The following is a 25,540-nucleotide window of genomic DNA, read 5'->3' as shown; positions in this document are numbered from 1 at the left end:
CATTTAACCTGTGCTTCCGGCCAACGGCGGTTGTCAGCTCAGGTTCAGGACAATGGCGTCCATCACTGCGTATTTATAACGCAGGGGTGGGCGTTTTTTTTTGCCCGGAAATCGCCGGAGACTGAAAGGGGTGTGAATGAGCCAGCAGCCAAAACCAGACAGAGCATTCTCCCGCCGGGCACTTTTACAAGGCGCGGCAGCACTGACCGGCAGTCTGTTGTTGCCGGGACTGATGAACAGCGTCTATGCGGCGGGGTCCGACGCGCCGGAATTAACTACGCTTCGGGTCGGTTTTATCCCCCTGACCGATTGTGCATCTGTAGTGATGGCTGCGGCAAAAGGGTTCGATAAAAAATATGGTATCCGGATTGTGCCGGAGAAGCAGGCCAGCTGGGCCACCGTCCGGGACAAAATCCTGTCCGGTGAGCTGGATGCTGCCCATATTCTGTATGGTGAGTTATACGGTTTGCATATGGGCCTGGCCGGGCCCGCTACCCCGATGGCTTGCCTGATGACGCTGAACCAGAATGGTCAGGGGATCACCCTGTCGAATCAGTTGCGGGATGCCGGCATTACTGATCTAACTGCACTGCAGCGGCACATGACTACCCGCCCGCCAGGCACTTACACCTTTGCCCAGACATTTCCCACCGGTAACCATGCAATGTGGCTCTATTACTGGCTGGCGAGTGCCGGGATCCATCCGTTACAGAAAATCCGTAGTCTGGTCGTTCCGCCACCGCAAATGGTCGTCAATATGAAGATTGGCAATATGCAGGGCTGCTGTGTCGGTGAACCCTGGAACCAGCGCGCCATCAGTGAAAATATTGGTTTTACTGCTGCCACCTCTCAGCATATCTGGCCCGATCATCCGGAAAAAATACTGGGCACCCGCGCCGATTGGGTCAATGCCCATCCTCATACTGCCCGGGCGCTTACCGCGGCTATCCTGGAGGCAGCCCGCTGGATAGATGCCAGTGACGATAACCGGCGCGAAACGGCCCGGGTCATTGCCGGACGGGCGGTGATCAATACCAATGTGAATATCATTACCGGACGCATGCTGGGTCAGTATGAAAACGGCCTCGGGCAGCGCTGGCAGGATGCACATGCCATGCGTTTCTATCGTGACGGGGAAGTCAGCTATCCGTGGCTGTCCGACGGCATGTGGTTCCTGACGCAACACCGTCGCTGGGGACTCCTGAAAACCGATCCTGATTATCTTGCCGTTGCACGACAAATCAATCGTATCGATATCTACAAACAGGCTGCGGCTGCGGCCGGAAATGTGCCGTTACCCGCCAGTGATATGCGCAGCAGCGTACTGATGGACGGAAAACGCTGGGACGGGAGCGATCCTGTCGGTTATCTCAATAGCTTTAGTGTTAAACAATGAGTGAGGCAACGATGAAACATCAGGCTGAAGTGCCCCCGGGCGTTGCTGCGCTGCCAGCGACCGCCGTCTCTGAAAGCATCACTCCGGTGCTGACGCGCCCCCGTGGCCGTCTTCCGGTGGCCGCCCGCCTCTTCAGGCGTCTGTTTGCCGGGGCCCTGGGGATTCTATTGTTGCTCTGTGGCTGGCAAGTCGTCGCATTGAACAGTCATGATTTTCCGACTCCCTGGCAGACCTGGCAGGCCGCGATACCGGTCTTCGCACACCCCTTTTACATCGCCGGACCGAATGACCAGGGGATCGGCTGGAATGTGCTGGCATCGTTAAAACGCGTGGCGATCGGGTTTGGTCTTGCGGCGCTGGTGGGGATCCCGGTCGGGTTTCTGATCGGCCGTTTTCGCTTTATCGCTGACATGTTAAATCCGGTCATTTCACTGTTACGCCCTGTCAGTCCGCTGGCCTGGCTGCCTATCGGTTTACTGATTTTTCAGCGTGCTGACCCGGCGTCTTACTGGACCATTTTCATCTGTTCGGTCTGGCCGATGATCCTGAATACCGCCGAAGGTGTCCGGATGATCCCGGATGACTATCTGAACGTTGCCAGGGTCCTGCGGCTTTCTGAACTGACGGTCATGCGCAAAATTTTATTTCCGGCGGTGTTACCGAACATCCTGACGGGGATGCGCCTCTCTATCGGCATTGCCTGGCTGGTCATTGTCGCCGCCGAAATGCTGACCGGCGGAATGGGGATTGGGTTCTGGATCTGGAACGAATGGAACAACCTGAATGTGGAACACATTATCATCGCCATTTTCATTATCGGGCTGGTCGGGTTACTGCTCGAGCAGTGTCTGATGTGGGTCGCGCGTCGTTTCAGTTATGAAAAGCGTTAAGGAGAAGAATATGCCTGCTAATCCGATCATTCAGGTCCAGCAAGTCAGCCAGCAGTTTTCAACCGCCAGCGGTGATTTTCTGGCACTGGATAATGTGAGTTTTGATATCGCCGCCGGCGAGTGTGTCAGTCTGATCGGTCATTCAGGTTGCGGTAAATCGACGTTACTCAACCTGATTGCCGGCCTGACCTTTCCCACGCTGGGAGGGCTGCTCTGTCATAACCGCGAAATAGAAGGGCCTGGCCCGGAACGGGCTGTGGTCTTCCAGAACCATTCATTACTGCCCTGGCTGACTGCCTACGAGAATGTTGCGTTGGCCGTGCAACAGGTCTTTCGTGGGCAGATGAGTAAAGCCGAAATGAAAGCATGGATCCTCCATAATTTGCGGCTGGTTCATATGGATCATGCGGCAGACAAACGGCCGGATGAAATCTCAGGGGGGATGAAGCAACGGGTCGGGATTGCCCGGGCCCTGGCGATGAAACCTTCAGTATTACTGATGGATGAACCTTTCGGTGCACTGGATGCACTGACGCGTGCCCATCTGCAGGATGCTGTGATGGATATTCAGCGGCAACTGCGTACCACCATTGTGCTGATTACGCACGATGTTGATGAAGCCGTTCTGCTGTCCGATCGGGTATTTATGATGACCAACGGTCCTGCCGCGACGGTCGGGGAAGTCATGACGGTTGATCTGGAGCGGCCCCGTTCCCGGGTGTCACTGGCGAACGACCCCCGGTATCAGCAATACCGCCAGCAGGTGTTGCAATTCCTGTATGAAAAACAACCTAAGGCTGCCTGAGTTCCAGGCAGTAAACCGTGTCAAGCAACAGCCTGTCGCTGTGGGAGTAGGGTTATGAATCAACCGGTATTAGTGGTCATCGGGCATGGTATGGTCAGCCACTATTTTCTGGAGCAACTGGCAGAGCGTCAATTGCATACTCAGTATCAGATTATTGTGTTCGGGGAAGAAGAATACCCGGCCTATGATCGCGTCCACCTGTCGGAGTATTTTTCCGGTCGTACTGCCGGGTCATTGTCTCTGGCAGAAGAGGGCTTTTTCACCCGCACCGGCATTGAATTACGCACAGGTCACCAGATAACGGCTATCGATCTGCAGGAAAAAACCGTGACGGATGCTGCCGGAAATAGCCTTCACTACGATCAACTGGTCCTGGCGACAGGTTCTTATGCCTTTGTTCCCCCCATCCCGGGTCATGACCGGCCCGGTTGTCTGGTCTATCGCACGCTCAGCGACCTGGATGCCATCAGCCGTCAGGCGAGCCGGTCGACGGTCGGGGTCGTGATCGGTGGCGGACTGCTGGGACTGGAAGCCGCCAATGCGTTATTACAATCCGGTCTGGAAACCCACGTGGTTGAGTTTTCACCGCGCCTGATGGCGGTACAGTTGGATGATGACGGTGCCTCAATGTTGCAGAAGAAAATTGCTGCCCTGGGCGTCCGGGTACATACCGCCCGGCAGACCGTCGAAATTACCGACGGTGAGCAGTTGCAACATAAACTCTGTTTTACCGATGGCACCGAGCTGGAAACCGACCTGGTGCTGTTTTCTGCGGGGATCCGTCCGCGTGATGAGCTTGCCGCGAGTGCGGGACTGGAAAAAGGTCCCCGTGGCGGCATCATCATTGACGATTACTGTCTGACCTCAGACCCGTCGGTTTCGGCCATTGGTGAGTGTGCTCTCTGGCAGGGTAAAATTTTTGGTCTGGTCGCGCCAGGATATCAGATGGCTCGTTGTCTGGCCGACCGGCTGGCAGAGAAAGCCACAGCCTTTACCGGCGCGGATATGAGTACCAAACTGAAACTGTTAGGTGTGGAGGTTGCCTCTGTCGGTGATGCCCATGGAGCGACGCCGGGGAGCCAGAGTTATCAGTGGATTGATGGTCCGGCGCGGATTTATAAGAAAATTGTGGTCTCTGAAGACGGCAAAACATTGCTGGGTGCGGTACTGGTCGGCGACAGTTCAGATTATAGCGATTTATTACAGCGGATGCTGAATGCCATCCCTCTGCCGGCGAATCCGGAAAGTCTGATTTTACCGGTATCGGAAGGCGGAGCGCCGGCGGGTGTCGGCGTGGCATTATTGCCGGAAAGTGCACAGATTTGTTCCTGCCACAATGTCTCTAAAGGCGATATTTCTGACGCTGTCCGTGGCGGATGCACCGATATGAACGCGCTGAAAAGCTGTACCCGGGCCGGCACTGGGTGTGGTGGCTGTGTTCCTTTACTGAAGCAGGTGATGGAACATGAACTGGAAGCCCTGGGTGTGGAAGTTAAGAAGGATATCTGTAGCCACTTTGCCTGGTCGCGCCAGGAACTCTATCACCTGATCCGGGTCAATAATATCCGCACTTTTGATGCGCTGATCCGGCAATACGGGCACGGACGGGGGTGTGAGATTTGCCGGCCTCTGGCGGGTTCGCTGCTGGCCTCCTGCTGGAATGACTATGTCTTACAGCCGCAGCATGTGTCGCTGCAGGATACCAATGACCGTTTCCTGGGGAATATCCAGAAAGACGGCACCTATTCCGTCGTACCGCGCATACCGGCCGGTGAAATTACCCCGGAAGGATTAATCACCCTCGGTCAGGTGGCCCGGCGCTATAACCTGTACACCAAAATTACCGGCGGACAGCGCGTTGATCTGTTCGGTGCGCGTCTTGAGCAACTGCCTGCTATCTGGCAGGAATTGCTGGAAGCCGGATTTGAGACCGGTCATGCCTACGGTAAGTCTCTGCGTACCGTCAAATCCTGCGTCGGATCGACCTGGTGCCGTTATGGCGTACAGGATTCCACCGCGCTCGCCATCCGGCTGGAGAATCGCTACAAGGGCTTGCGTTCGCCCCACAAAATAAAAATGGCCGTTTCCGGGTGTACCCGGGAGTGTGCGGAGGCGCAGGGAAAAGATATCGGAGTGATTGCTACCGATAAAGGCTGGAATCTCTATGTCTGCGGCAATGGCGGAATGAAACCCCGGCATGCCGATCTCTTTGCTTCCGACCTGGACACTGACACGTTGATCCGCGTGATTGACCGGACCCTGATGTTTTATCTGCGCACGGCCGATCGCCTGCAGCGGACCAGCAACTGGCTGGATAATCTGGACGGCGGGGTGGCCTATCTGCGTCAGGTCATCCTTGACGACAGTCTGGGCCTGGCGGACACGCTGGACCAGGAAATGCAGCAGATTGTCGACACCTACCAGTGCGAGTGGCAGACCACTCTCGACGATCCCCGGTCACGGCAACTGTTCCGTGCCTTTATTAACAGTGATCAGCCGGACGAAGCGGTGGTGATGGTGCCGGAGCGTGGACAGATGCGCCCGGCGGCACCTTCAGAAAAGCCAGGGTTAGCGATAAGCGAAGAGCCGGCAGATGAATGGGTCACCGTCGGGCGGCTTGACGATATTCCGCCGGATACCGGGAGGGCAGCACGTCTGGGCCGCCAGCAGATTGCGGTTTTCCGTCTGGGGGAAGAACAACCGGAAGTGTATGCACTGGATAATCTTGAGCCAGGCAGCGGGGCAAATGTGCTGGCCCGCGGCATTCTTGGCGACGATGACGGTATCCCGCTGGTGATTTCGCCGTTATACAAAAAACGACTGCGGTTAACCGATGGTATCAGTCCGGATGACAGTACCGTCCGGGTCCGCTGCTGGCCGGTACGCGTTGAGAACGGGATGATCAGCGTACAACGCCGGCCGGTCTCCGAATCACTGCCACAAACCGCGCTTCCGGTTTCCTGAGCTTCTGACAGCGGAGATTTTCTGATGAAAAAACTTAATGATTTTATCAGGGCGGCAGATAGCCGGCAGCCGGTGGAAAAAGGCACGGTCTGGCTGACCGGTGCAGGCCCGGGGGATGCAGAGCTGCTGACGCTGAAAGCGTTACGTGTCATTCAGCAGGCGGATGTGGTGGTGTATGACCGCCTGGTGTCTGCAGAAATAATGGCGCTGGTGCCTGAGACGGCGTTATGTATCGATGCGGGGAAATCCCCGGGCGATCACCGCCTCAGTCAGGCACAAATCAATCAGTTACTGGCGGATCTGGCGTTGGCGGGACAAAAGGTGGTACGGCTGAAAGGCGGCGACCCGTTTATTTTTGGCCGTGGCGGCGAGGAAATGGTCTTCCTGCAACAGGCCGGGATCCGCTGCCATATTATTCCCGGGATCACGGCGGCGACAGGGTGTGCCGCCGCCGCAGGTCTGCCGTTAACCCACCGTGATTGTGCGCAGTCGCTGCATTTTATCACCGGATATACCCGGTCGGCCGGGGATATTGCGGAGACCGCAGCGCTGACCCGTGCGGGACAGACACTGGTTTTTTATATGGGGCTCAGTCATAGCCTGCATTTTTGCCAGCGCCTGATCACCTCAGGGCTGGCGGGAACAACGCCACTGGCCATTATTGAAAATGGGACACGGCCGGAACAACGTTTGCTGATAGCCACGCTGGCAACCCTGCCTGAACTGCTGGCCCGTTATCAGCCCCGGTCACCCGGGTTACTGATTATTGGTGACGTGGTCAATTATTGCCGTGAACCTGCGCTGCGGGTGGATAACACGGTGGCGGCCGGAAAGCATGCGGTAAGCGATGCGGCTGCCTGATAGCGGCTCAGTAATCGGGGAAGATACGCATGAGTCATGACGTAAAGCAGGTTAAAAGCGTCTGCCCTTATTGCGGGGTGGGCTGCGGTATTGTGATGCAGGTCGAAAATGACCGGATTATTAACGTCACCGGCGATAAATCCCATCCGGCGAACCGGGGGAAACTCTGTACCAAAGGGCTGACCTGCGCCGGTGCAGTCACCGCACCCGGTCGCCTGCAGCAGGCTTTTATACGTGATCACCGGCAGCACGAGCCGGTGCAGACGACCCTGGACCTTGCGCTCCGGGAAACGGGCCGCCGTTTACGGCAGATGATTGATACCCATGGACCGGATGCGGTATCCCTGTATGTTTCCGGGCAGATGTCGCTGGAAGCCCAGTATCTGGCCAATAAACTGGCGAAAGGATTTATTACGACCCGGCATATCGAGTCTAACTCCCGGTTATGTATGGCCAGTGCCGGGAGCGGTTACAAACAGTCACTGGGGGCCGATGGCCCGCCAGGATCTTATGACGATTTCGAACAGGCCGATCTGTTCCTGGTGATGGGTTCAAATATGGCAGACTGCCATCCGATTCTGTTCTTACGCATGATGGCCCGGGTCAAGGCCGGTGCCAGGCTGATTGTGGTCGATACCCGGCGTACCGCGACGGCAGAGAAAGCCTCGCTTTTTCTGCAAATCAAGCCAGGTCAGGATCTGGTGCTGCTAAACGGCTTACTTAATCTTCTGCACCGTCATGGTCATATCGATAACGACTTTATTGAGCGCTATACAGAAGGCTGGCACGACATGCCGGAATACCTTTCAGCGTTTCCGCCGGACCGGGTGGCCGGGGTAACCGGATTGCCTGAAGACGCTATTCGCCAGGCGGCACAGTGGATAGCTGAAGCCGGTGCCTGGATGAGTTGCTGGACGATGGGCCTGAACCAGAGTGTGCAGGGAACGCAGAATACCAGCGCACTCTGTAACCTGCATCTGGCGACCGGCGCATTGTGCCGTCCGGGATGCGGCCCTTTTTCGCTGACGGGGCAGCCTAATGCGATGGGGGGCAGGGAAATGGGCTATATGGGGCCGGGATTGCCGGGGCAGCGCTCCTTACTGACAGAAAATGATCGCCGTTTTACGGAAAATATCTGGCGGTTAGCCCCCGGGACATTACGTCCTCTGGGCGGCGAGGGCACGGTGGAGATGTTTAAGCAAATGGCAGCCGGGGAGATCAAAGCCTGCTGGATCATCTGTACCAACCCTGTCGCCAGTATGGCCGATCGCCGGCATGTGATTCAGGCGTTAGAACGTGCTGAACTGGTGATCACACAGGATGCCTTCCTGGACACAGAAACCAATCGCTATGCAGATATTCTGCTACCGGGGGCGCTCTGGGCGGAGGGAGAAGGTGTGATGATTAATTCAGAGCGCAATCTGACGCTGATGCAGAAAGCCGTGTCTCCTCCCGGAGAGTCTCTGCCTGACTGGCAGATTATCGCCCGGGTCGCCTGTGAGATGGGATACCAACAGGACTTCGATTATCAGTCTGCGGAAGAGGTTTTTTGCGAGCTTCAGCAGTTTGCCAATCCGGTGACCGGGTACACCCTGCAGGGGGTGAGCTATCCACGCCTCAGTGACAGTCCTGTCCAGTGGCCGTCCCCGGCCGGAGACAGCGTCACACGCCATCCTGTCCGTTACCTGAGGGGTGACGTGGCGGTCGCTGATCTTTCTGCCGCCCCCGCAATATTTTTCCCGACGCCTTCCGGTAAAGCCAGGTTCCACTGCTTCCGGGATCTTGTGGTCCCCGAGCAGGCAGACAGTGAGTTTCCGTTCATCCTGAATACCGGCCGGTTACAGCATCAGTGGCATACGATGACCAAAACAGGCCGTATTCCGGCACTGAATCAGCTGAACCCGGCACCTTTTATCGAAATTCATCCTCAGGATGCGGAACGCCTGCAGATCCGTCCTCAGCAGCCGGTAGAAATCCGTTCCCGGCGGGGATATGCCCGACTCCCGGCGAGCATCAGTCGCCGGGTCTTACCGGGACACTGTTTCGCACCGTTTCACTGGAATGACCTTTTCGGCGAACACTGCGCGATCAATGCCGTCACCAGCGACAGTGTCGATCCGTTGTCCTTACAGCCGGCACTGAAACAATGCGCAGTATCGTTAGTTCCTGTGGCAGAAGAGAACCATAGGGTTGATGACAGCAACACCGCAGAACTTTTTGCCGGTGAGCTGGGCTTATCCCGCGCACCGGCCATTGACTGGGACCCCGATGAACAGCGTTATCTGCAGGGGTTCCTGGCGGGTCTGCACCTGGCCCCGGCAGACGCCGGGGGAAGTATCCCGTATCTGCCCGCCGGTTCACCGCTGGCTCCCGGAAAACGACAGTGGGTAAATGGCCTGCTGGCGGGGTTATATTCACGGACCGCAGAGCCGCCGCAACCCTGTACCTCCGCCAGCCAGCGTGCCGGAGTAAGGGTGTTGTGGTGTTCGACGACCGGCAATGCGGAGTCTCTGGCGGCACGTTGCGTCCGGCAACTGACGGACGCCGGGATCCCGGCCGAAGCCAGCTGTATGGCTGGTACGGAAGTGTCGCAGTTAGTCGTGGCAGAACATGTGTTGCTGGTGGCCAGTACCTTCGGGGATGGAGATCCCCCCGAAAATGGTTCGGCTTTCTGGCAGGCTCTTGCCTCGGAGTCGGCGCCACGGCTGGAATCTCTGCATTTTTCGGTGCTGGCTTTAGGCGACAGCAGTTATGATCAGTTCTGCGGGTTCGGCCGTTTACTGGATGAGCGATTATCAGCTCTGGGGGCGACACGGCTTCTGCCTCATGCTGAGTGTGACGGGGCCGATCTGGCACCGGCCAGTCAATGGCTCTCGGGGATCTGTGACCGTCTTATCAGGCCCGGAGAGCCGCAGGCCGCGGTAGCTGAGGTACCGGTAAATCCGGTGAACACGGTCGCGGAGAAATATCACCGGCATCATCCTTATCCGGCCAGAGTGATCGCTAACCGCTTACTGAGCGGTGAGGGGTCCGGCAAGGAGACCCGGCAGCTGATTTTTTCTGTCGATGACGCAGAATTCAGCTATCAGGCCGGAGATGCTCTGGGCGTATGGCCACAAAACAGCGAGCCACTGGTCGATGCCGTGATGCTGGCGCTGCAGGCCGCACCTGACACTCCGGTGAATACGGAGCGCGGGGGCCGTGTCACGCTTAAGACGGCGCTGACATGCCACACAGACTTATCGGTCGTCAGTCGTGAACTGGCGCAGGCTGCCGGTGAACATACGCTGGCTGATCGGTTCCCGGACTCATTACAGCAACTCCTGTCTGCCGGATTCAGTGACTGGCAGAAACAGCACCGCGTTATCGATCTGCTGCGTGCGTTTCCGGCCAGGATACCACCCGAACAATTTGTCGCGCGACTCAGTCCGTTACGTCCGCGTCTGTACTCCATCTCGTCCTCTCCGGACTATTGCCCGGGAGAGGTACACCTGACGGTATCGGTGGTCCGTGCTACGCCGGACCCCCTAAATAACGGGGTCTGCTCGGCATTTCTGGCGGACATACCGGCTGGCGGTGAAGTCCCGGTCTTTATTCAGAAATCGGCCTGGTTCCGTCCGCCGACGGATAACCGTTTGCCTTTGATCATGATCGGGCCGGGCACCGGGATCGCCCCTTTCCGTGCTTTCTTACAACACCGGCAGGCACTGGGGGCGGAGGGTAAAAACTGGCTGTTTTTTGGTGAGCAGCATGAAGAAAGTGACTTCTATTATCGTCAGGAGCTGGAAGCATTTCAGCGTGCGGGCATTCTTCACCGGCTGGATACGGCATTTTCGCGGGATCAACCGGAAAAGATCTATGTACAACAACGAATACTGGAACGGGGTGAGGAATTCTGGGACTGGTTACAGGCGGGGGCCAGCATCTGTGTCTGCGGGGATGCCAGCCGAATGGCGAAAGATGTCCATCAGGCCTTGCTGCAGATTATCGCCACGCATGGAAAGATGAGTGCCGCGGAGGCAACAGAGTGGCTGGCAAAAATGACCCGGGAAAAGCGTTATCTGCGTGATATTTACTGAGCCACAGACTGCCGGCGGCCCGTCTCTGCCCGGCGGCTCACCGGAGCAGGAACGACTTTTCCTGCGGAAATAATATCTCTTTTTCAGCTTATCTTTTGCGAATAAATAATTTCATCTTTCGCCCCGCAAGCCCCAGGATGAACCGGTCAATATACATTGCCGGGACTTCATATTCGCGCTTCCATGGCTCAGCCGCAGGCCGTTAACGCCCGCACGCGGAGGGCTCAGGAAAGGCATCGTCGTCTCCGGCCTACCCCTTGGTTACACACCGACGCAGGGAGATCGGTTTATGGCTGAACTTAGCGGAATAGCGCCGCACACGGTCCGGCGGCAGGCGTTTGATATTCGCCCGTTACCCGGGGCCGGGGCCGAGATTACGGGGCTGGATTTAAGCCAGCCTTTGAGTACGGCCGACTTTTATCGTATTCATCAGGCACATCTTCAGTATCATGTGCTGGTATTCCGTCAGCAGACCCTGACACCTCAGCAGCACATCGACTTTAGCCGGCGTTTCGGGCCATTGCAGATCCATGTCCTCAAACAGTTTTTGCTTGCCGGTCATCCTGAAATTCTGATCGTTTCCAATATCCTCAGAGAGGGTGAACCGGTGGGCCTCGGGGATGCGGGTAAGTACTGGCACTCTGATCTCTCTTACAAAGAAACGCCCAGCCTGGGTTCCATGCTGTACGCCAGAATTTTACCGGCTATCGGCGGCGATACAAAATTTGCCAATATGCATCGTGCATGGGAAACCTTGCCTGATGCGCTGCGTCAGGCCGTGGAAGGGCGACGCGCTGTACATTCCTATACAGCCACCTACAGTCAGCCTAAATTCGGTGCCGGATGGCGTCCGGCGCTGACGGAAAAACAACTCAGCGAAGTAAAATCGGTCAGCCACCCGATCATCAGAACGCATCCGGAAACCGGCAGGAAGGCATTATTTGTCAGCGAGGGATTCACGACACATATTGAGGGAATACCTGCGGATGAGAGCCGGGATATTCTGCAGGCTTTGTATCAACACAGCATACGTGAAGAAAATATCTACACTCACCGCTGGCAACCGAATGACCTGCTGTTCTGGGATAATCGTTCGCTGATCCATCTGGCGACCGGCTGTCCGGCGGACTGCCCGCGGCAACTGTATCGTACGACGATTCAGGGAGATATTCCTTTCTGAGCCGGACACCGGAGCTGCCGCGAGAGAAGGGCCGCTAACCGCGTTCTCGCGGCAGCTCCTGCAGGCAACGGACCCCTGATATTTTAGCGGCTGAATATCGATCAGCCCGCAGGTTTTTACCCTGACCAGCCGCGGGTGGCCGGGAGAAATGAGGAACCGTCAGAGCAAAAAGCGCAGTTAACTTTTAGATGTACAGACGTCCAGACTTCCTTTATAGTGCCGTTAAACTGACACAGGGAGAGTTTCCAATGAAAAAAATATTACTGTCTTCGGCCATCGTTTTGTCCGCTTTATTACTGAGTGCCTGTAAGCAAAGCGATCAGGACAGCGTAAAAGTCGCGATTAACACCGGGCCGGATCAGCAACTCTGGGACACCGTTAAACAGGTGGCGAAAGACAAGTATCATCTTGATGTGAAGGTGATTGCATTCAATGATTATGTACAGCCGAATGAAGCCCTGCTGAATAAAGACGTGGATGCCAATGCGTTCCAGAGTGTGCCTTATCTGGAAATGCAGGAAAAAGAGCGCGGTTATCCTTTCGAAATTTTAGGTAAGACTTTTATCTTCCCAATCGCGGCGTATTCTAAAAAGATCAAAAATATCAGTCAGCTTCCTGATGGCGCGACGATCACGCTGTCGAATGAAGCCACCACTCTGGGACGCAGCCTGCTGCTGTTACAGGCTCAGGGATTGCTGAAGGTGAAACCGGAAGCCGGTTTACTGCCGACGGTACTGGACATCACGTCTAACCCGAAACATCTGAATATCCTGCAGGTGGATACGCCACAGCTTGCCCGTACACTGGATGACCCGAAAGTTTATTTGTCGGTGATTAACAATAACTTTGCCTCGCTGGCGGGATTATCCGCGTCGCGTGATGGTCTGTTTATGGAAGGCAAAGCCTCGCCGTATCTGAATGTGCTGGTGGCACGTAAGGATAATATTAACGACAAAAAACTTCAGGAGCTGAAAGAGGCTTTCCAGTCTCAGGAAGTCCTGGATAAAGCGAATGAAATTTATAAAGGTGATGTGATTAAAGCCTGGTAATCCCTGCGTTACCCCCCGACATCTGTCGGGGGCTGTTTACTTAGTCTGTTCTCTGTATTACTTCCCGGCCACCGTTCTGACTTCCGCTATCTTATGGTGCGGTTACCTCTGCGAAGATCCCGCTAATCAATCAAACCGCTATCCGCCGGATTATTGTGTCAAACGAGACCGCTCAGGAGATGTCAAAGATTCAGTCCTGTATTCAGTTAAAAATCGCCGATAAGTTACTTTACCAGATATTAAAATGTTGGTGTGATTGCAGGAGGCTTTAATGGATAAGAGACCCGGATGGCTGTGAAGTCCTCTGACATTGCGGACATTTTCGTACAGCGCGAAAGATGGCCAGAGAGTAATCACTGCGGGCAGGGTTACCACCCATATTCTGAATATGGATTCTGTTGGTTTATTTCTTCAATAGCTTGTCTGACATAGGGGACGGTTTCTTCCGGTAGCCGGGTAAGGTGTTTCCAGATAATTTCAGAGTGTTTATCTGGTTCAGCCAGTCGGGGCTTTCCTGTCCATGTGTTGCCGGTAAAAAAATGCCCTATCCACGAGCGACCCTCCGTCCGGACATGCAGGGTATGGGCATGCTGTAATTTTTCAGGGGCTATGCTCACCCCGGTTTCTTCTTTTAACTCGCGTGCTGCAGCCATGGAAAGTGTTTCACCGTCCTCAAGCCCCCCGGCGGGCAGGCTATAGTAACCGTCCATCCATCCTGTACCGCTTCTTTTGAGCATACAAATTTCGTTATCCTGGCGGAGTAAGATGAAAACGGCGACGGAAAGTGTGTAACGTTCTGCACTCATAAATTGATCCCGGTTACATTATCTGTTTCATCAGACGTTATCACATGAACAGGGTAATGATGGGCGTTTTTCAGTCGGAGCTGTGTTAAGGGCAAAGGCAAATGCCCCGTGGCGGGAAGCTAAAGCCATGGGGCGCAGTCTTACTGAGAAACCCAGAAGGTGCCGGAGGTCTTCAGGCCCATATAGTTCTGATGAATATTTTCCAGGTCTGCCTGCGGATCAATATCTTTAAATAACTGCGGATGCAGGAATTTCGCGATGGCTTCTACCGCGACCACATTGGAAGGCAGATCATAAAACTGATGGTAAATGGCCAGCACATGATGATTCTGTGTGGCCTGCAGGACGTTAAAGCCGGTCCGGTTCATCAGCGCAGCCAGCTTCTCTTTGGCTGTACTGGCCGGGAGTCCGTAGCCCAGAGGGATTGATGCCGATGCCTTACGATTTCCCTGCCAGTCAGCCCCGGTCAGCAGATAAAAGTCCGGATTAAGCGTGATAATCTTTTCCAGGGTGACATCGCCGCCCATTCCGTCAAACAGTTTACCGCCCAGGTTAATGCCACCGGCCGCCTGGACGAATTCGCCCATGCTGCCCTGACCAAAGGTGCTGCAACAGAAATCACCGAGAATGCCGGCACTACGCTCGATAAACACTGTCGGGCGCTGCTGCGGACTGAGGGTTGCGACCCGTTGCTCAATCAGCGACATTCTCTGACGATAGAAGTCCAGATAGCGCGTTGCATTTTTCTGCTGATGGAAAACGTCACCCAATAACTGAATGCTTTTTGCGCTGTTCTGTAACGGTTTCTGCCGGAAATCGATAAAAATATACGGGATATGCAGGCTGTTAAGCTTATCCATTACCCCTTCATCTTTCAGTTTACTGACCAGACCGATATCAAAAATGACCAGATCCGTTTTCCGGGCAACGGCATTCTCGACGTCAAAGGTGGTGGTGTAAGGGTTACCAAATGTAGGGATGGTCTTCAGAGCAGGAAAGTTGGCCGCAAATGCCGCCATAATGTCCGGAGATTTCTTCTTTAAGGAGTCATCCCAGGCAGCGATGCCGGACGAAGGATCGCCGTTAAAGATGATGCTCATCGCCTCAATCGCGCGGGCATCTGCCAGCATAATATGATGAGGGACGGCCGGAATATCAACTTGCCGGTTAAGCAGGTCGGTCACTGTCTCCGCCAGGGTCGGCGCGACCGGCATCACCATCATGGCTAAGGTAAAAATGATTTTTTTTGCAAATTTCATTTCAATTGTTTGCCTGTCTGTTAGCTAAGGGATCCCGTCATCCCGGGAGGGGGGATAATTTAACAGAGGTAATGGCAGAAAGGGACCCGCAATTCGTCAGACGGAGCGTCGGTAAGCGGGCTCCGGAGACACTGTTCACCCCCTTTACGGGAGTGAACAGTGTGGGAGGGAGACCGAACTGATTATTTACCGTTCAGGGTGTTATGCATCTTTTGTTCGTCCAGTTCACCCACGCGCTTCGCCACAAAAATAGTCGCTACGCCGTTACCAATCAGGTTGGTCAGAGCACGGGCTTCAGACATAAAGCGGTCAATACCCAGAATCAGAGCCAGACCGGCGACCGGGAGTGTGCCTACGGCAGATAAGGTGGCCGCCAGAACGATGAAGCCACTGCCGGTCACGCCTGCCGCCCCTTTTGATGATAACAACAGGATCACCAGCAAGGTTATCTGATGGAAAATATCCATATGTGTATTGGTGGCCTGGGCAATAAAGACCGCCGCCATCGTCAGATAAATCGAGGTACCGTCCAGATTAAACGAGTATCCGGTCGGGATCACCAGACCCACCACCGACTTCTTACATCCCAGAGCCTCCATCTTATCCAGCATACGCGGCAGGACGGATTCTGAGGACGATGTTCCCAGAACGATCAGCAGTTCATCTTTGATGTAGCCGATGAATTTAAAAATATTGAAACCTGTGTAGCGTGCGATCGCCCCGAGGACGATAACGACAAACAGAATACAGGTAATGTAGAAGCAGATAATCAACTGGCCCAGTTGTAACAGGGAACCGATGCCGTATTTCCCGATAGTGAATGCCATTGCCCCGAAAGCACCGATCGGTGCCAGACGCATGATCATATTGATGATGCCAAATATCACCTTAGAAAAGTGTTCAATAACATTGAAGACTAACTGACCGGTATTGCCCAGGCGATGCAGGGAAAATCCGAACAAAATGGCGAACATCAGGATCTGCAGAATATTACCACTGGCAAAGGCCCCGATGACACTGTTTGGAATGATATCAAGCAGGAAAGGAACGACCCCCTGACTCTTTGCCTGTTCGGCATAAGTGGCAATGGCCGAGGCATCCAGGCTGGCGGGATTAATATTCATGCCACCGCCAGGATTCGCAATATTGACAATAATCAGCCCGATAATCAGCGCCAGGGTACTGACAATTTCGAAATAGAGCAGTGCAATCGCCCCTGTCCGGCCGACGGCTTTCATACTCTCCATGCCGGCAATGCCTGTCACGACAGTACAGAAAATCACCGGCGCTATCACCATTTTAATCAGTTTGATAAAGCCATCCCCGAAAGGCTTCATCTGTGTTCCGATTTCCGGATAAAAATGACCCAATGAAATACCCAATGCAATGGCGATGATCACCTGGATATAGAGGCTGCTGAACAGCGTTTTTTTCATAATGATTCCAGTCTTATAAGTATGACGTTTATTTTTATAGTCGCTATCAACTACGCGCTAAAAAGTAACAGCATGTTAATTAAAAGCAAATAAGATCACTATGTTAAAGTAAAAATTGGTAGTTTTATGAACTGACTCGCTTCAGTGTGTTCATTCGGGAATTATACCGTTTACCGGTATCTATAATCCGCAATGGGGATGAAACGGGAATTTTCTGTCTGTGGCATATTATTAAAACAGCACAGATGCTTATCACGGGAATTTTTGCACCGGAAGCGATTATCAGTCATGGTGTGTGCACGGCAGAGCGCCTGTACCGCGTGACAGAACCATTTTTACGTTTATTCACCTGATCAGGAAAACATATGAGCCATATTCAATCGAAAAAAATCGTTTATCGCGACAACAGCACTGACTTAGAAGGGATCCTGGTATTTGATGCCAGCAGCAAAGTTGCGGCACCAGGCTTAGTCATGGCCCCTAACTGGATGGGTGTCACCGATGCTTCCGTGTCACTGGCAGAGAAAGCGGTTGCTCAGGGGTATGTTGTACTGATTGCCGACCTGTACGGGCAGGGCAAGCGTCCGTCTTCCGCAGAAGAAGCCGGTGAAATTATGATGACGGTTAAAAACACCCCGCAGGAAGTCGGGCGTATGGCGCTGGCCATTGATGCCCTGAAAGCACAGACCGATGCGCCTGTGATTGCAGAGAAAATTGCGGCCTATGGTTTCTGTTTAGGTGGACATAATGTCCTGGAACTGGCCCGTAGCGGAGCCGATATCAAAGCAGCCGTCTCTTTCCACGGCGGACTGGATACCTGCGGTCAGTATGATGCGAAGAAGATCCAGGGGTCGGTCCTGGTGCTGGACGGGTCCGGCGATCCGCTGGTACCACGCGAACAACTTCCTGCCTTTGCGCAGGAAATGCTGTCGGCTAACGTCGACTGGAAACTGAACAGCTATAAAGGTGCCGTTCACTCCTTCACGGATGTGAACGCGAATGTTGAAGGCGTTGCCGAATACAATGCTGATGTCAGTGACCGTGCTTTTAAAGCGATGTTTGCGTTATTAGCCGAAGTCTTCTGATACACCTCCCCCGCAGGCATCATCGCCTGCGGGGGAGAGTCAAAGACCTCTTGCTGCCTGAGGCTTACAGTTTCACTGAAGCCTGCAGGTAGAATGTACGCGGTTCCCCGGCATACAGCCCTTTATTGTTATCGTCATAAGAACGGACAAAATACGGTTGATCGAACATATTTTTAACCCCGAAGCCCACCTTCAGGCTGGAATAACGCGGTCCAAAATCATATCCGACACGCGCGCCCCACAGCATATATCCGGCAATACGCCCGGTACTCCCATCGGCACTTTCTGCCACGGTATTGGCGTTATCGGCGAATTGTGACGACTGATACTCACCGTTCAGAGTAAAGCGCCATTGTCCCGGTGTGTAATCGAGTCCCACCACACCTTTATGCTTCGGGGAGAAGGGCACCTGATTACCGTAAGTCTCTCCATGTTCACGGATCACAGCGTTTACATAGGCGTAGCTGGCGTAGACCGACAGATCCTCCAGTGCCGGAGACAGCGCTGACATATCATAACGGACCTGAGATTCCAGCCCGCTGTGTCGGGTTTTGCCGCGGGCCGTGACAGAGTCAGTGATCTGGTCTGAGTCATACTGATTATTGAAATTAATCAGGAAGATCCCGGCTTCGGCACTCAGATAACCATCATCGTATCGGGTTCCGGTTTCCCAGGTCCGTGCTTTTTCCGGCCCGATATTCCCGCTGCTGACCGCTTTACCAATCTGACTGTATTGCACAGTCCCGAACGAGCCTTCGGTATTGGCATACAGGTTCCAGCTATCGGTCAGATGATAGAGTACGCTCAGGGCCGGTAACGGTGCGTTATAGCTGATTTGCTGATGTGTATGAGTCAGAGCATTATTCTGGAACGACTCGATATGCTCAAAGCGCATCCCCGGGGTTACCGTCCAGTTTCCAATATCGATACGGTCATCGGCATAGAACGCATGGGCTTCCGTGCCTGAACGTGTATCCCGGTCATACGGGCTATAGGCGGTCGGCAGAATACCGCCGGCCGTCGATGTGTAGTAACGCATTTCATGGCTGGATTCGCTGATATAGCGGTAACCGACACTGACTTCCTGGGCGACACCATCAGAAAGGAAACTCTGGCTGTAGCGTGGCTCTATCCCTCTGACCCAGTACTCCCGCGGGGAGAGGGTGAGCTTCTTGCCCTGTTCAAGATAGCCGCTTCGCAGTGTATGGGTGAGGAACCCCTGCACATTAAATTTATGCTGTGTATCCGGCTGGTACTGATAGCCGAGGCTGGCAAGTTCTCTGCGTCCCCAGAACTGATCGTAAGGGCGGGTAGACTGCCAGCGATTAGCCTGGTAGTCAGCCCGGCTGAGGCCTCCCGGCATGTCGGCCCGGCCATCGTAATATTGCAGCAGGCTGTTAAACGTATTCACACCGTCAGGCGCGTAGCGGCTCTTGAGCATAATATCATCGATACGGGTAGCACTATGCTGGCGCCAGTCGCTGCCCCGGGTCCCGGAATAGAGCAATGCACTGCCGAAACCGTTATCAGCGGTTCCGCCGACCATCAGGTTATGGGTCTCTTTCGGGCTGTTCTGTGATGAGGTCGGGCTGAGCATACCTTCGACCCCGGCTTCGATGCCGAAGGTTTTCGGGATAGCCCGGGTCACGTAGTTGACGACCCCGCCGACGCTCTGTGGGCCGTACCGAACGGCACCGCCATCCCGTACCACATCGACCGCATCCATGTTCCCCAGAGATACCGGTGCCAGAGACAGTTGCGGTTGCCCGTATGGGGCGTAGGGCACAGGAATGCCATCCATCAATATGGTTGAACGTGTTGCGAGACGCGGATTTAACCCGCGAATACCGAAATTCATTGCCAGATCATCGCTACCGGTCCCGTTATTATCAGGCGCATTGACACCCGGGATACGGTTCATAATATCGCGTATCGTGGTTGCCCCGGTTTTAGCAAAATCCTGGCGGCGGATGACATCGCGGGCTCCGGGATGTTCAAAAACATCACTTTCCCGGGCTTCCCCGAGCCAGTCACCCACCACGGTCATTGAGTTACCCTGCACGGTGGGGACCGGCTCCAGTGTCCAGCTGTCGGGACCCAGAGCTTTAGCCTGTAACTGGCTTCCGGCCAGCAGTGCCTGCAGGCCGTCTGCTACCGTGTAGTCACCCTTCAGACCACGGCTTTGCTTGCCGCGGGTGAGTCCTGCATCCATCGATAACGTAATTCCGCTCTGTGCGGCATACTGGTTCAGCGTGTTATCCAGGGAATCCGCCGCAAGCTGATAGTGATGCGTTTGCGGCAGAGAAGCGGCGAAGCTCCCGGTAGTGAAAAGGCCCATCCCGGCCAACAGGCTCATACGTAGCCAAAGGGCCAGAGAAGGCGATTGCCGCGATCTTCTTACGGATACGCTGTCTGAAGTGGTCATACTTTCTCCATCATAATTTTTTAGTATTCACTGATGAAGTCGTATGAGAACGGAAAAAGTACAAAAAGGAATGATAATTTTTATTATTATCGTTCACCTTTTGTTGCTGATGACGATAACGTACTGTGTCAGGGTATGGATTGTCACCGGCAGTGTTGCGGAAATAGCCGTCAGGGTGGCTTTAAGGTTAAATATCGGAAAGGTGCCGCTCAGACGGAATTCCCCTGCGGTCCCTGTACAGCGAATCAGTCCACGGTGATAACGGGATAGCGTTGCCACTACCTCACTCAGCGGCTGGTCACTGAAACTGAGGATCCCCCGTTGCCATCCGGTTTCCTGAGGGTCTGCCGGTTGAATCGCCGAAAAAGCGTGACGGGTAAAGCGCAGACTTTCCCCTGCACGCACCAGCCTGAACTGACCGGGGGCATCCGGTACCCCGACCTTTACCGCATGTTCACTGACCGTGAGTAATGTACTCTCCTCGTCCTGTCTGACAGAAAAAACAGTCCCGAGCGCCGTCATCACTCCCTGGCGGGTCTGCACCCGAAACGGACGGTGCAGGCTGTCTTTGCCGGTAGTGATCGCAATATCACCGTAAAGCAGCCGGACCAGACGTTGCTGCGGGTCAAAACGGATATTGACGGCAGTTCCGGTATTCAGCGCCAGGGAGGAACCGTCAGCCAGTTGCTGCTGCATCATCTGCCCCTTCGCCGTATGGTAATCGGCCCGCAGACCTTCAGCTATGTCGGAGTGCCATACCGGCCAGCCGGTAGCGGCGCCACCGAATAGCAGTAGCAGTCCTTTCAGTACCGAACGGCGTGTTGCCGCAGAGTCCTTCAGTAAACACCGGCCGGAGCCGGCAGGCAGGTCTGTGATCTGCTGACGCAGGGCTTCAACCTGTTGCCATGCCCACTGATTATCGGTATTTCCGCTCATCCATTGCTGCCACTGCCTGGTCTGTAGCGGTGTCACCTGCGGATCATTGAGCTGTGCATACCACCAGGATGCCGAGCGTAGTGCGCGCCGTCTGGCGTCTGTCAGCGAACCCTGCATCACAGTCCGTTCTCCAGCCGGAAGAGCAGACAATGCTCCGTGGCTTTAGCGATATATTTTTTCACCGAGCTGACTGATACGCCCAGGGCTTCTGCAATATCGCGATATTGCATTCCGTCCAGCTGAGAAAACAGAAAAGCCTTGCGGGTTTTTTCACTGAGAGTGTCCAGCATGCGATCGACCTGTTGCAGGGTTTCCAGCTGGATCTGTCGGGTTTCTTCTGACGGGCGCTGTGCTTCAGGCAGAGATGCCAGCATCTGCAAATAACTTTTTTCCAGTGCCTGACGGCGGAACAGATCGACCATGACCCGGTTCGCTACCGTACACAGAAAAGATTTCGGGTCGCGGATGGTCTGTGTCGTGTCTTTCCCGAGGAGCCTTAAAAAAGTGTCCTGGGCCACGTCTTCGGCATCAAAAGAGGAGTGTAATTTCCGCGTAAGCCATACCGTTAACCAGCCATGATGTGAATGATAAAGCTTATCAAGCGTCAGGCCGGAGGAGGGAAGGACGGAATCAGTCATGGCAGCAGGCGTCACAGGTTAAGGTCAGACTGCATATTAATATGAGAATAGTTATCATTTCAATGCCGGGCGTATTTATCGCATCGGATAACGGGTCAGGTGATTTGCGTTGATCATTAAATTGTCATACTGTCGGGATACTATGCCCGGAAATTTTCTGAGAGAGCCAACGTTATGAAAAGTCAGTTAAAAATCCTGCCCCTCATTCTGCTCCCGCTGGTCAGCTTTGCATCGCGAAGTGCTGATGTCCCTGCAGTCTGTGCCCCGAAAACCTATGAAATGGCTCTGCGTTATCAGCAGAAATCTGCAGAGATTATGGCCCTGCAGTTGCAGACCTATAAATTTGCACAGCAGACCTTTCAGGCAAAAGTTGCCCGACTGGCGGAGCCGGAAAAAGCGGCAGTGGTGTTGGACCTGGATGAAACTGTACTGGACAACACGCCGTTAATGGTCAGGGATATCGAAAATTGCCACGATTTCACCCGCTGGGATACGTGGGACGAATGGGAGAAATCGGGACATCCCGGACTCATCCCTGGTGCGAAAGCGTTTCTGCAGGCCGTGAATGCGAAGAAGGTGCATATTTTTTATGTCTCCGACCGCAGTCAGGCGAATAAAGCACAGACTCTGGCATTACTCCGTTCGCTGGGGTTACCTCAGGTATCAGAAGACAATGTTCTGCTGGATACCGCCTCTAAGCAGGCCAGACGCGAAACCATCCGCCAGCATTACCCGATCATCATGTTATTCGGAGACAGTCTGCCGGATCTCTCGGCGCAGTTTAAGAATAAAAAAACCACCGATCAGCAGCGCCAGTTAGTCGCAGAGAACGAAGCGCATTTTGCTGATGACTGGATTGTGTTACCGAACGCCGCCTATGGTTCCTGGACGGATGCCACCCTGACGCCATGGAAGCACTGAGGAGTTAAGGTCGGGAAGTGACTTCTCACCGACTGACCGGCCTGGTCCTCTGAACAGTGAAACGTCCGGGGGACGACCGGCAGTCGATATATTTTCCTGCCGGCTTTTGGTAACGTCTGCCCGCTTATCCTGCCCCTTTGGCCTGCTTTCCGTGAGAGGGGGCAGGCTGGCATGATCACCGGTCAACGGGGAGTTACATTAACTGATTCAGGGCCGCGTACTGCAGCAGCATAATGGTTTTCCCGTCATTGATGGTGCCGTTGTTCATGGCCTGCATGGCTTCGGTAAAGGGCATTTCAAGCACTTCCAAATCTTCGCCTTCTTCTGACAGTCCTCCTCCGCGGGAAACCCGATCTTCAGGATGATATTCCGCGACAAACAGATGTAACTTTTCGGTGACCGATCCTGGACTCATCCAGGCCTCAAAGACTTTTCTGACGTGGCTTATCCGGTAGCCGGTTTCCTCTTCGGCCTCCTGACGCACCCGGGTCTCAGGGTCTTCTGCTTCCAGTAACCCGGCCGCGACTTCAATCAGCATACCTTCGCCACCATTAACAAAGGCGGGCAGCCTGAATTGCCGGGTCAGGATCACCGTCCTTTTCTCCCGGTTAAAAAGTAATACCGCCGCACCGTCACCGTGATCATAGGCCTCACGGTTTAACCGCTGCCACGAGCCGTCATGGCACTGAAAATCAAAGGTATATTTCTCCAGCAGATACCAGTCATCAGAAAGTGTTCTGACATCGACTATCCGGATTCTGTCATTCGGTGATTTCACGGTATGGTCTCCATCGGGTGGGCCGTCGGGAAGATAATCCCGTCATTCTTCTGTACCTTAACAGGCAATCAGTGTCGGGGGGAGGGGGCTATACCATGAAAAAAGACAATCCAGGCTACCTTTTCACCGGGCGCGTAGCTCAGAAGCTAACGTTCGCGCTCAGGTCCTGACAGAGGCGCTCATATTGTCACTGGGCGATGACGAGTCGGTATCCGGCCCGGCTCTGGCGGTACCGCTGTTAGCGGTCATCGGGGGAAAACCCTCCCCCTCTTTTTCCGTCGGGTTTGTGTTCCTCCACGATCACCGGACATCCGGAAGGGCTACCCTCCGGGGCATCGGCCGCTGAACCGATTGACGTTTATGCTGATGTGCCGGCAATACCAGACTGAATATCGCCGTATTGTGAAAGCGTCTGCGCATTGTGCTGCTTTCATGATAATAATTCGTAAAAAGAAGGGTTTTTTACTTTATGAGAGTGATTATTTTTTGGGATATTGTGTCCAGGAAAAGGTCCTCACTTAAAATCCAGAGAGGATGGATAAATATAAATAAAAAGCTGATTCGTTTATCTATATCTGCGGGGGACGGAGGCGGTATCCATATTATGTTTTACAGGCGACGGCGAGTGAAAGGCTGCTATCGGTTGCGATGTCTGCCGCTGAAGGCGGAGTTGCTATGCCGTAAAAACGCGTGCGTTAATTAATTGTTTATATATTTGGTGTTGAATGTTTTGTAAATGATGTGCGATGTTGTATTTCCGGAAAGGAAAAGAGCTCATATTTTCATAAAAAGCAGATACGCACTATTTCCGGGTGTTTTCATAAACCCCTTAATTTTCAGTCTGTTGTTGTTTCTGGTCGACCGCCATTTACCAGGAAGAGGCATGAAGAAACGCGATAAATCACGAATAAGAAATGAAAATATACGGTAAAAAGAAGAAATATTCTCTTTTTCCACGGAATAAGTTTTTATTATGCCGGATGACCCGGGTCATTTTTTTATTTTATATTTACTGATGAATAAAGCGCCGAAACTATTAAAAAAAGAGCAAGAAAATGCTTTATCGGGTCCGGAAAATCAGGTACATTTTCAGACGTAGGGTACAGAGGTAAGATGTTCTATCTTTCAGACCTTTTACTTCACGTAATCGGATTTGGCTGAATATTAGCCGCCCCGGTCATTTCGGTGACCGGGGCGTTTTTTATGGGAAACAGGGCGAGGGTACCGGCAGGAAACCCGGTGCAGGAATTAAACGTCGGCGTTATCTCCGGCACTGACGGAATAAGTACTGAACCACTCGTCCAGTTTATTTTTTAATTTATCAACGCCAATTTTCTTCAGTGAAGAAAACATTTCTACCTGAACGTCGCCTTCAAACGATTGGCTGTGCTCACGTACCAGGTTCAGTTGTTTTTTCCGGGCACCGGAGGCCAGTTTATCGGCTTTGGTCAGTAACACCAGTACAGGAATATGGCTGTTAACGGCCCATTGCACCATCTGCTGATCGAGGTCTTTCATCGGATGGCGGATGTCCATCAGAATGACCAGTCCTTTTAATGAATCCCGCTTTTGCAGATATTCCGCCAGCGCGCGTTGCCACTTCAGTTTCATCTCTTCCGGGACTTCCGCGTAACCATAACCCGGTAAATCCACCAGACGATAGCCGTCAGCGACTTCAAACAGGTTAATCAGCTGGGTCCTGCCGGGGGTTTTACTGGTACGGGCCAGCGACTTCTGATTGGTTAACGTATTTAACGCACTGGATTTACCTGCATTAGAACGTCCGGCAAAAGCCACTTCCACACCACTATCGACAGGCAGATGGCGAATGTCCGGGGCACTGGTAACAAAGTGGGTAACGTGATAATTCCATCCAGACAAGGTCAAACTCCGCATAATAAGGTCAGGGTAATAACGGCAGTATACCTGTTATGGCGGCAAAGTGCCTGTATACAATGTGATCCGCGACCGATTTGATTGCCGGTGATACCCGGCGGGAACGTTCGTCGGTGACCGGTGATGCGCGCTGTTC

The 25,540-nt window shown here is 53.8% G+C and carries 18 protein-coding genes; 10 read left to right on the top strand and 8 right to left on the bottom strand.

Going from position 1 to position 25,540, the window contains the following annotated elements; all coding sequences use genetic code 11:
* The first annotated feature begins 136 nt into the window (after positions 1-136).
* The 8 genes from JK223_RS07790 to JK223_RS07755 all read left to right on the top strand — a co-directional run bounded on the left by JK223_RS07790 (position 137) and on the right by JK223_RS07755 (position 13,224).
* Positions 137-1,396: a CmpA/NrtA family ABC transporter substrate-binding protein gene (locus JK223_RS07790; protein WP_212713620.1), complete on the top strand. Its 1,260-nt coding sequence runs from the start codon at positions 137-139 to the stop codon at positions 1,394-1,396.
* 11 nt (positions 1,397-1,407) lie between these two features.
* Entirely contained in the window at positions 1,408-2,286 is an 879-nt protein-coding gene (ntrB, locus tag JK223_RS07785) for a nitrate ABC transporter permease (RefSeq protein ID WP_212713619.1), read from the top strand.
* 10 nt (positions 2,287-2,296) lie between these two features.
* Positions 2,297-3,091, top strand: coding sequence for an ABC transporter ATP-binding protein (locus tag JK223_RS07780; RefSeq protein ID WP_212713618.1), 795 nt, complete (start codon positions 2,297-2,299; stop codon positions 3,089-3,091).
* A gap of 54 nt (positions 3,092-3,145) precedes the next feature.
* On the top strand, positions 3,146-6,055 hold the full coding sequence (gene nirB, locus JK223_RS07775; RefSeq protein WP_212713617.1) for a nitrite reductase large subunit NirB: 2,910 nt from the start codon (positions 3,146-3,148) through the stop codon (positions 6,053-6,055).
* A gap of 24 nt (positions 6,056-6,079) precedes the next feature.
* On the top strand, positions 6,080-6,916 hold the full coding sequence (gene cobA / locus JK223_RS07770; protein WP_212713616.1) for a uroporphyrinogen-III C-methyltransferase: 837 nt from the start codon (positions 6,080-6,082) through the stop codon (positions 6,914-6,916).
* A 29-nt stretch (positions 6,917-6,945) separates the two neighbouring features.
* A complete protein-coding gene (locus tag JK223_RS07765; RefSeq protein ID WP_212713615.1) occupies positions 6,946-10,995 on the top strand; it encodes a bifunctional nitrate reductase/sulfite reductase flavoprotein subunit alpha in 4,050 nt (1,349 codons plus the stop codon).
* Positions 10,996-11,284: 289 nt separating this feature from the next.
* Positions 11,285-12,175: a TauD/TfdA family dioxygenase gene (locus tag JK223_RS07760; protein WP_212713614.1), complete on the top strand. Its 891-nt coding sequence runs from the start codon at positions 11,285-11,287 to the stop codon at positions 12,173-12,175.
* A gap of 248 nt (positions 12,176-12,423) precedes the next feature.
* The gene (locus tag JK223_RS07755) at positions 12,424-13,224 is read left to right on the top strand and encodes a MetQ/NlpA family ABC transporter substrate-binding protein (RefSeq protein WP_212713613.1); all 801 of its coding nucleotides are present in this window, start codon (positions 12,424-12,426) and stop codon (positions 13,222-13,224) included.
* 368 nt (positions 13,225-13,592) lie between these two features.
* Here JK223_RS07755 and JK223_RS07750 read toward each other — a convergent pair whose 3' ends face one another.
* The 3 genes from JK223_RS07750 to JK223_RS07740 form a co-directional block, all read right to left on the bottom strand.
* Entirely contained in the window at positions 13,593-14,030 is a 438-nt protein-coding gene (locus JK223_RS07750; RefSeq protein ID WP_212713612.1) for an NUDIX domain-containing protein, read from the bottom strand.
* A 140-nt stretch (positions 14,031-14,170) separates the two neighbouring features.
* Entirely contained in the window at positions 14,171-15,289 is a 1,119-nt protein-coding gene (locus tag JK223_RS07745; RefSeq protein ID WP_249213522.1) for an ABC transporter substrate-binding protein, read from the bottom strand.
* 182 nt (positions 15,290-15,471) lie between these two features.
* Positions 15,472-16,725, bottom strand: a complete 1,254-nt coding sequence (locus tag JK223_RS07740; protein ID WP_212713611.1) for a dicarboxylate/amino acid:cation symporter — start codon at positions 16,723-16,725, stop codon at positions 15,472-15,474.
* 365 nt (positions 16,726-17,090) lie between these two features.
* On the opposite strand from JK223_RS07740, the gene JK223_RS07735 reads away from it, so the two are divergent.
* A complete protein-coding gene (locus tag JK223_RS07735; protein ID WP_212713610.1) occupies positions 17,091-17,810 on the top strand; it encodes a dienelactone hydrolase family protein in 720 nt (239 codons plus the stop codon).
* A gap of 64 nt (positions 17,811-17,874) precedes the next feature.
* Here JK223_RS07735 and fecA read toward each other — a convergent pair whose 3' ends face one another.
* From fecA to fecI, 3 genes are all read right to left on the bottom strand, one after another.
* Positions 17,875-20,235: a TonB-dependent Fe(3+) dicitrate receptor FecA gene (gene fecA / locus JK223_RS07730; RefSeq protein WP_212713609.1), complete on the bottom strand. Its 2,361-nt coding sequence runs from the start codon at positions 20,233-20,235 to the stop codon at positions 17,875-17,877.
* Between the two features lie 93 nt (positions 20,236-20,328).
* Complete coding sequence (gene fecR / locus JK223_RS07725) at positions 20,329-21,288, bottom strand: ferric citrate uptake sigma factor regulator FecR (protein ID WP_212713667.1); 960 nt, start codon at positions 21,286-21,288, stop codon at positions 20,329-20,331.
* Positions 21,288-21,809, bottom strand: a complete 522-nt coding sequence (fecI, locus tag JK223_RS07720) for a ferric citrate uptake sigma factor FecI (protein WP_212713608.1) — start codon at positions 21,807-21,809, stop codon at positions 21,288-21,290. Before fecI ends, fecR begins: the two co-directional genes overlap by 1 nt.
* Positions 21,810-21,983: 174 nt before the next feature.
* Here fecI and JK223_RS07715 point away from each other — a divergent pair, with 174 nt between their 5' ends.
* Complete coding sequence (locus tag JK223_RS07715; protein WP_212713607.1) at positions 21,984-22,730, top strand: 5'-nucleotidase, lipoprotein e(P4) family; 747 nt, start codon at positions 21,984-21,986, stop codon at positions 22,728-22,730.
* A 193-nt stretch (positions 22,731-22,923) separates the two neighbouring features.
* On the opposite strand, the gene JK223_RS07710 is transcribed toward JK223_RS07715, so the two are convergent.
* The gene (locus JK223_RS07710; RefSeq protein WP_212713606.1) at positions 22,924-23,508 is read right to left on the bottom strand and encodes an NUDIX domain-containing protein; all 585 of its coding nucleotides are present in this window, start codon (positions 23,506-23,508) and stop codon (positions 22,924-22,926) included.
* Between the two features lie 1,248 nt (positions 23,509-24,756).
* Positions 24,757-25,389 carry a ribosome biogenesis GTP-binding protein YihA/YsxC gene (yihA, locus tag JK223_RS07705; RefSeq protein WP_212713605.1) on the bottom strand — a complete coding sequence of 211 codons (633 nt, stop codon included), beginning with the start codon at positions 25,387-25,389 and terminating at the stop codon, positions 24,757-24,759.
* Positions 25,390-25,540 lie beyond the last annotated feature (151 nt).

The organism is Tatumella sp. JGM118 (assembly GCF_018257515.1).
Classification (GTDB): Bacteria; Pseudomonadota; Gammaproteobacteria; order Enterobacterales; family Enterobacteriaceae; genus Tatumella; species Tatumella terrea.
Note: the sequence above shows the minus strand (reverse complement) of the source record. Positions and strands in the feature narration are given on the sequence as shown.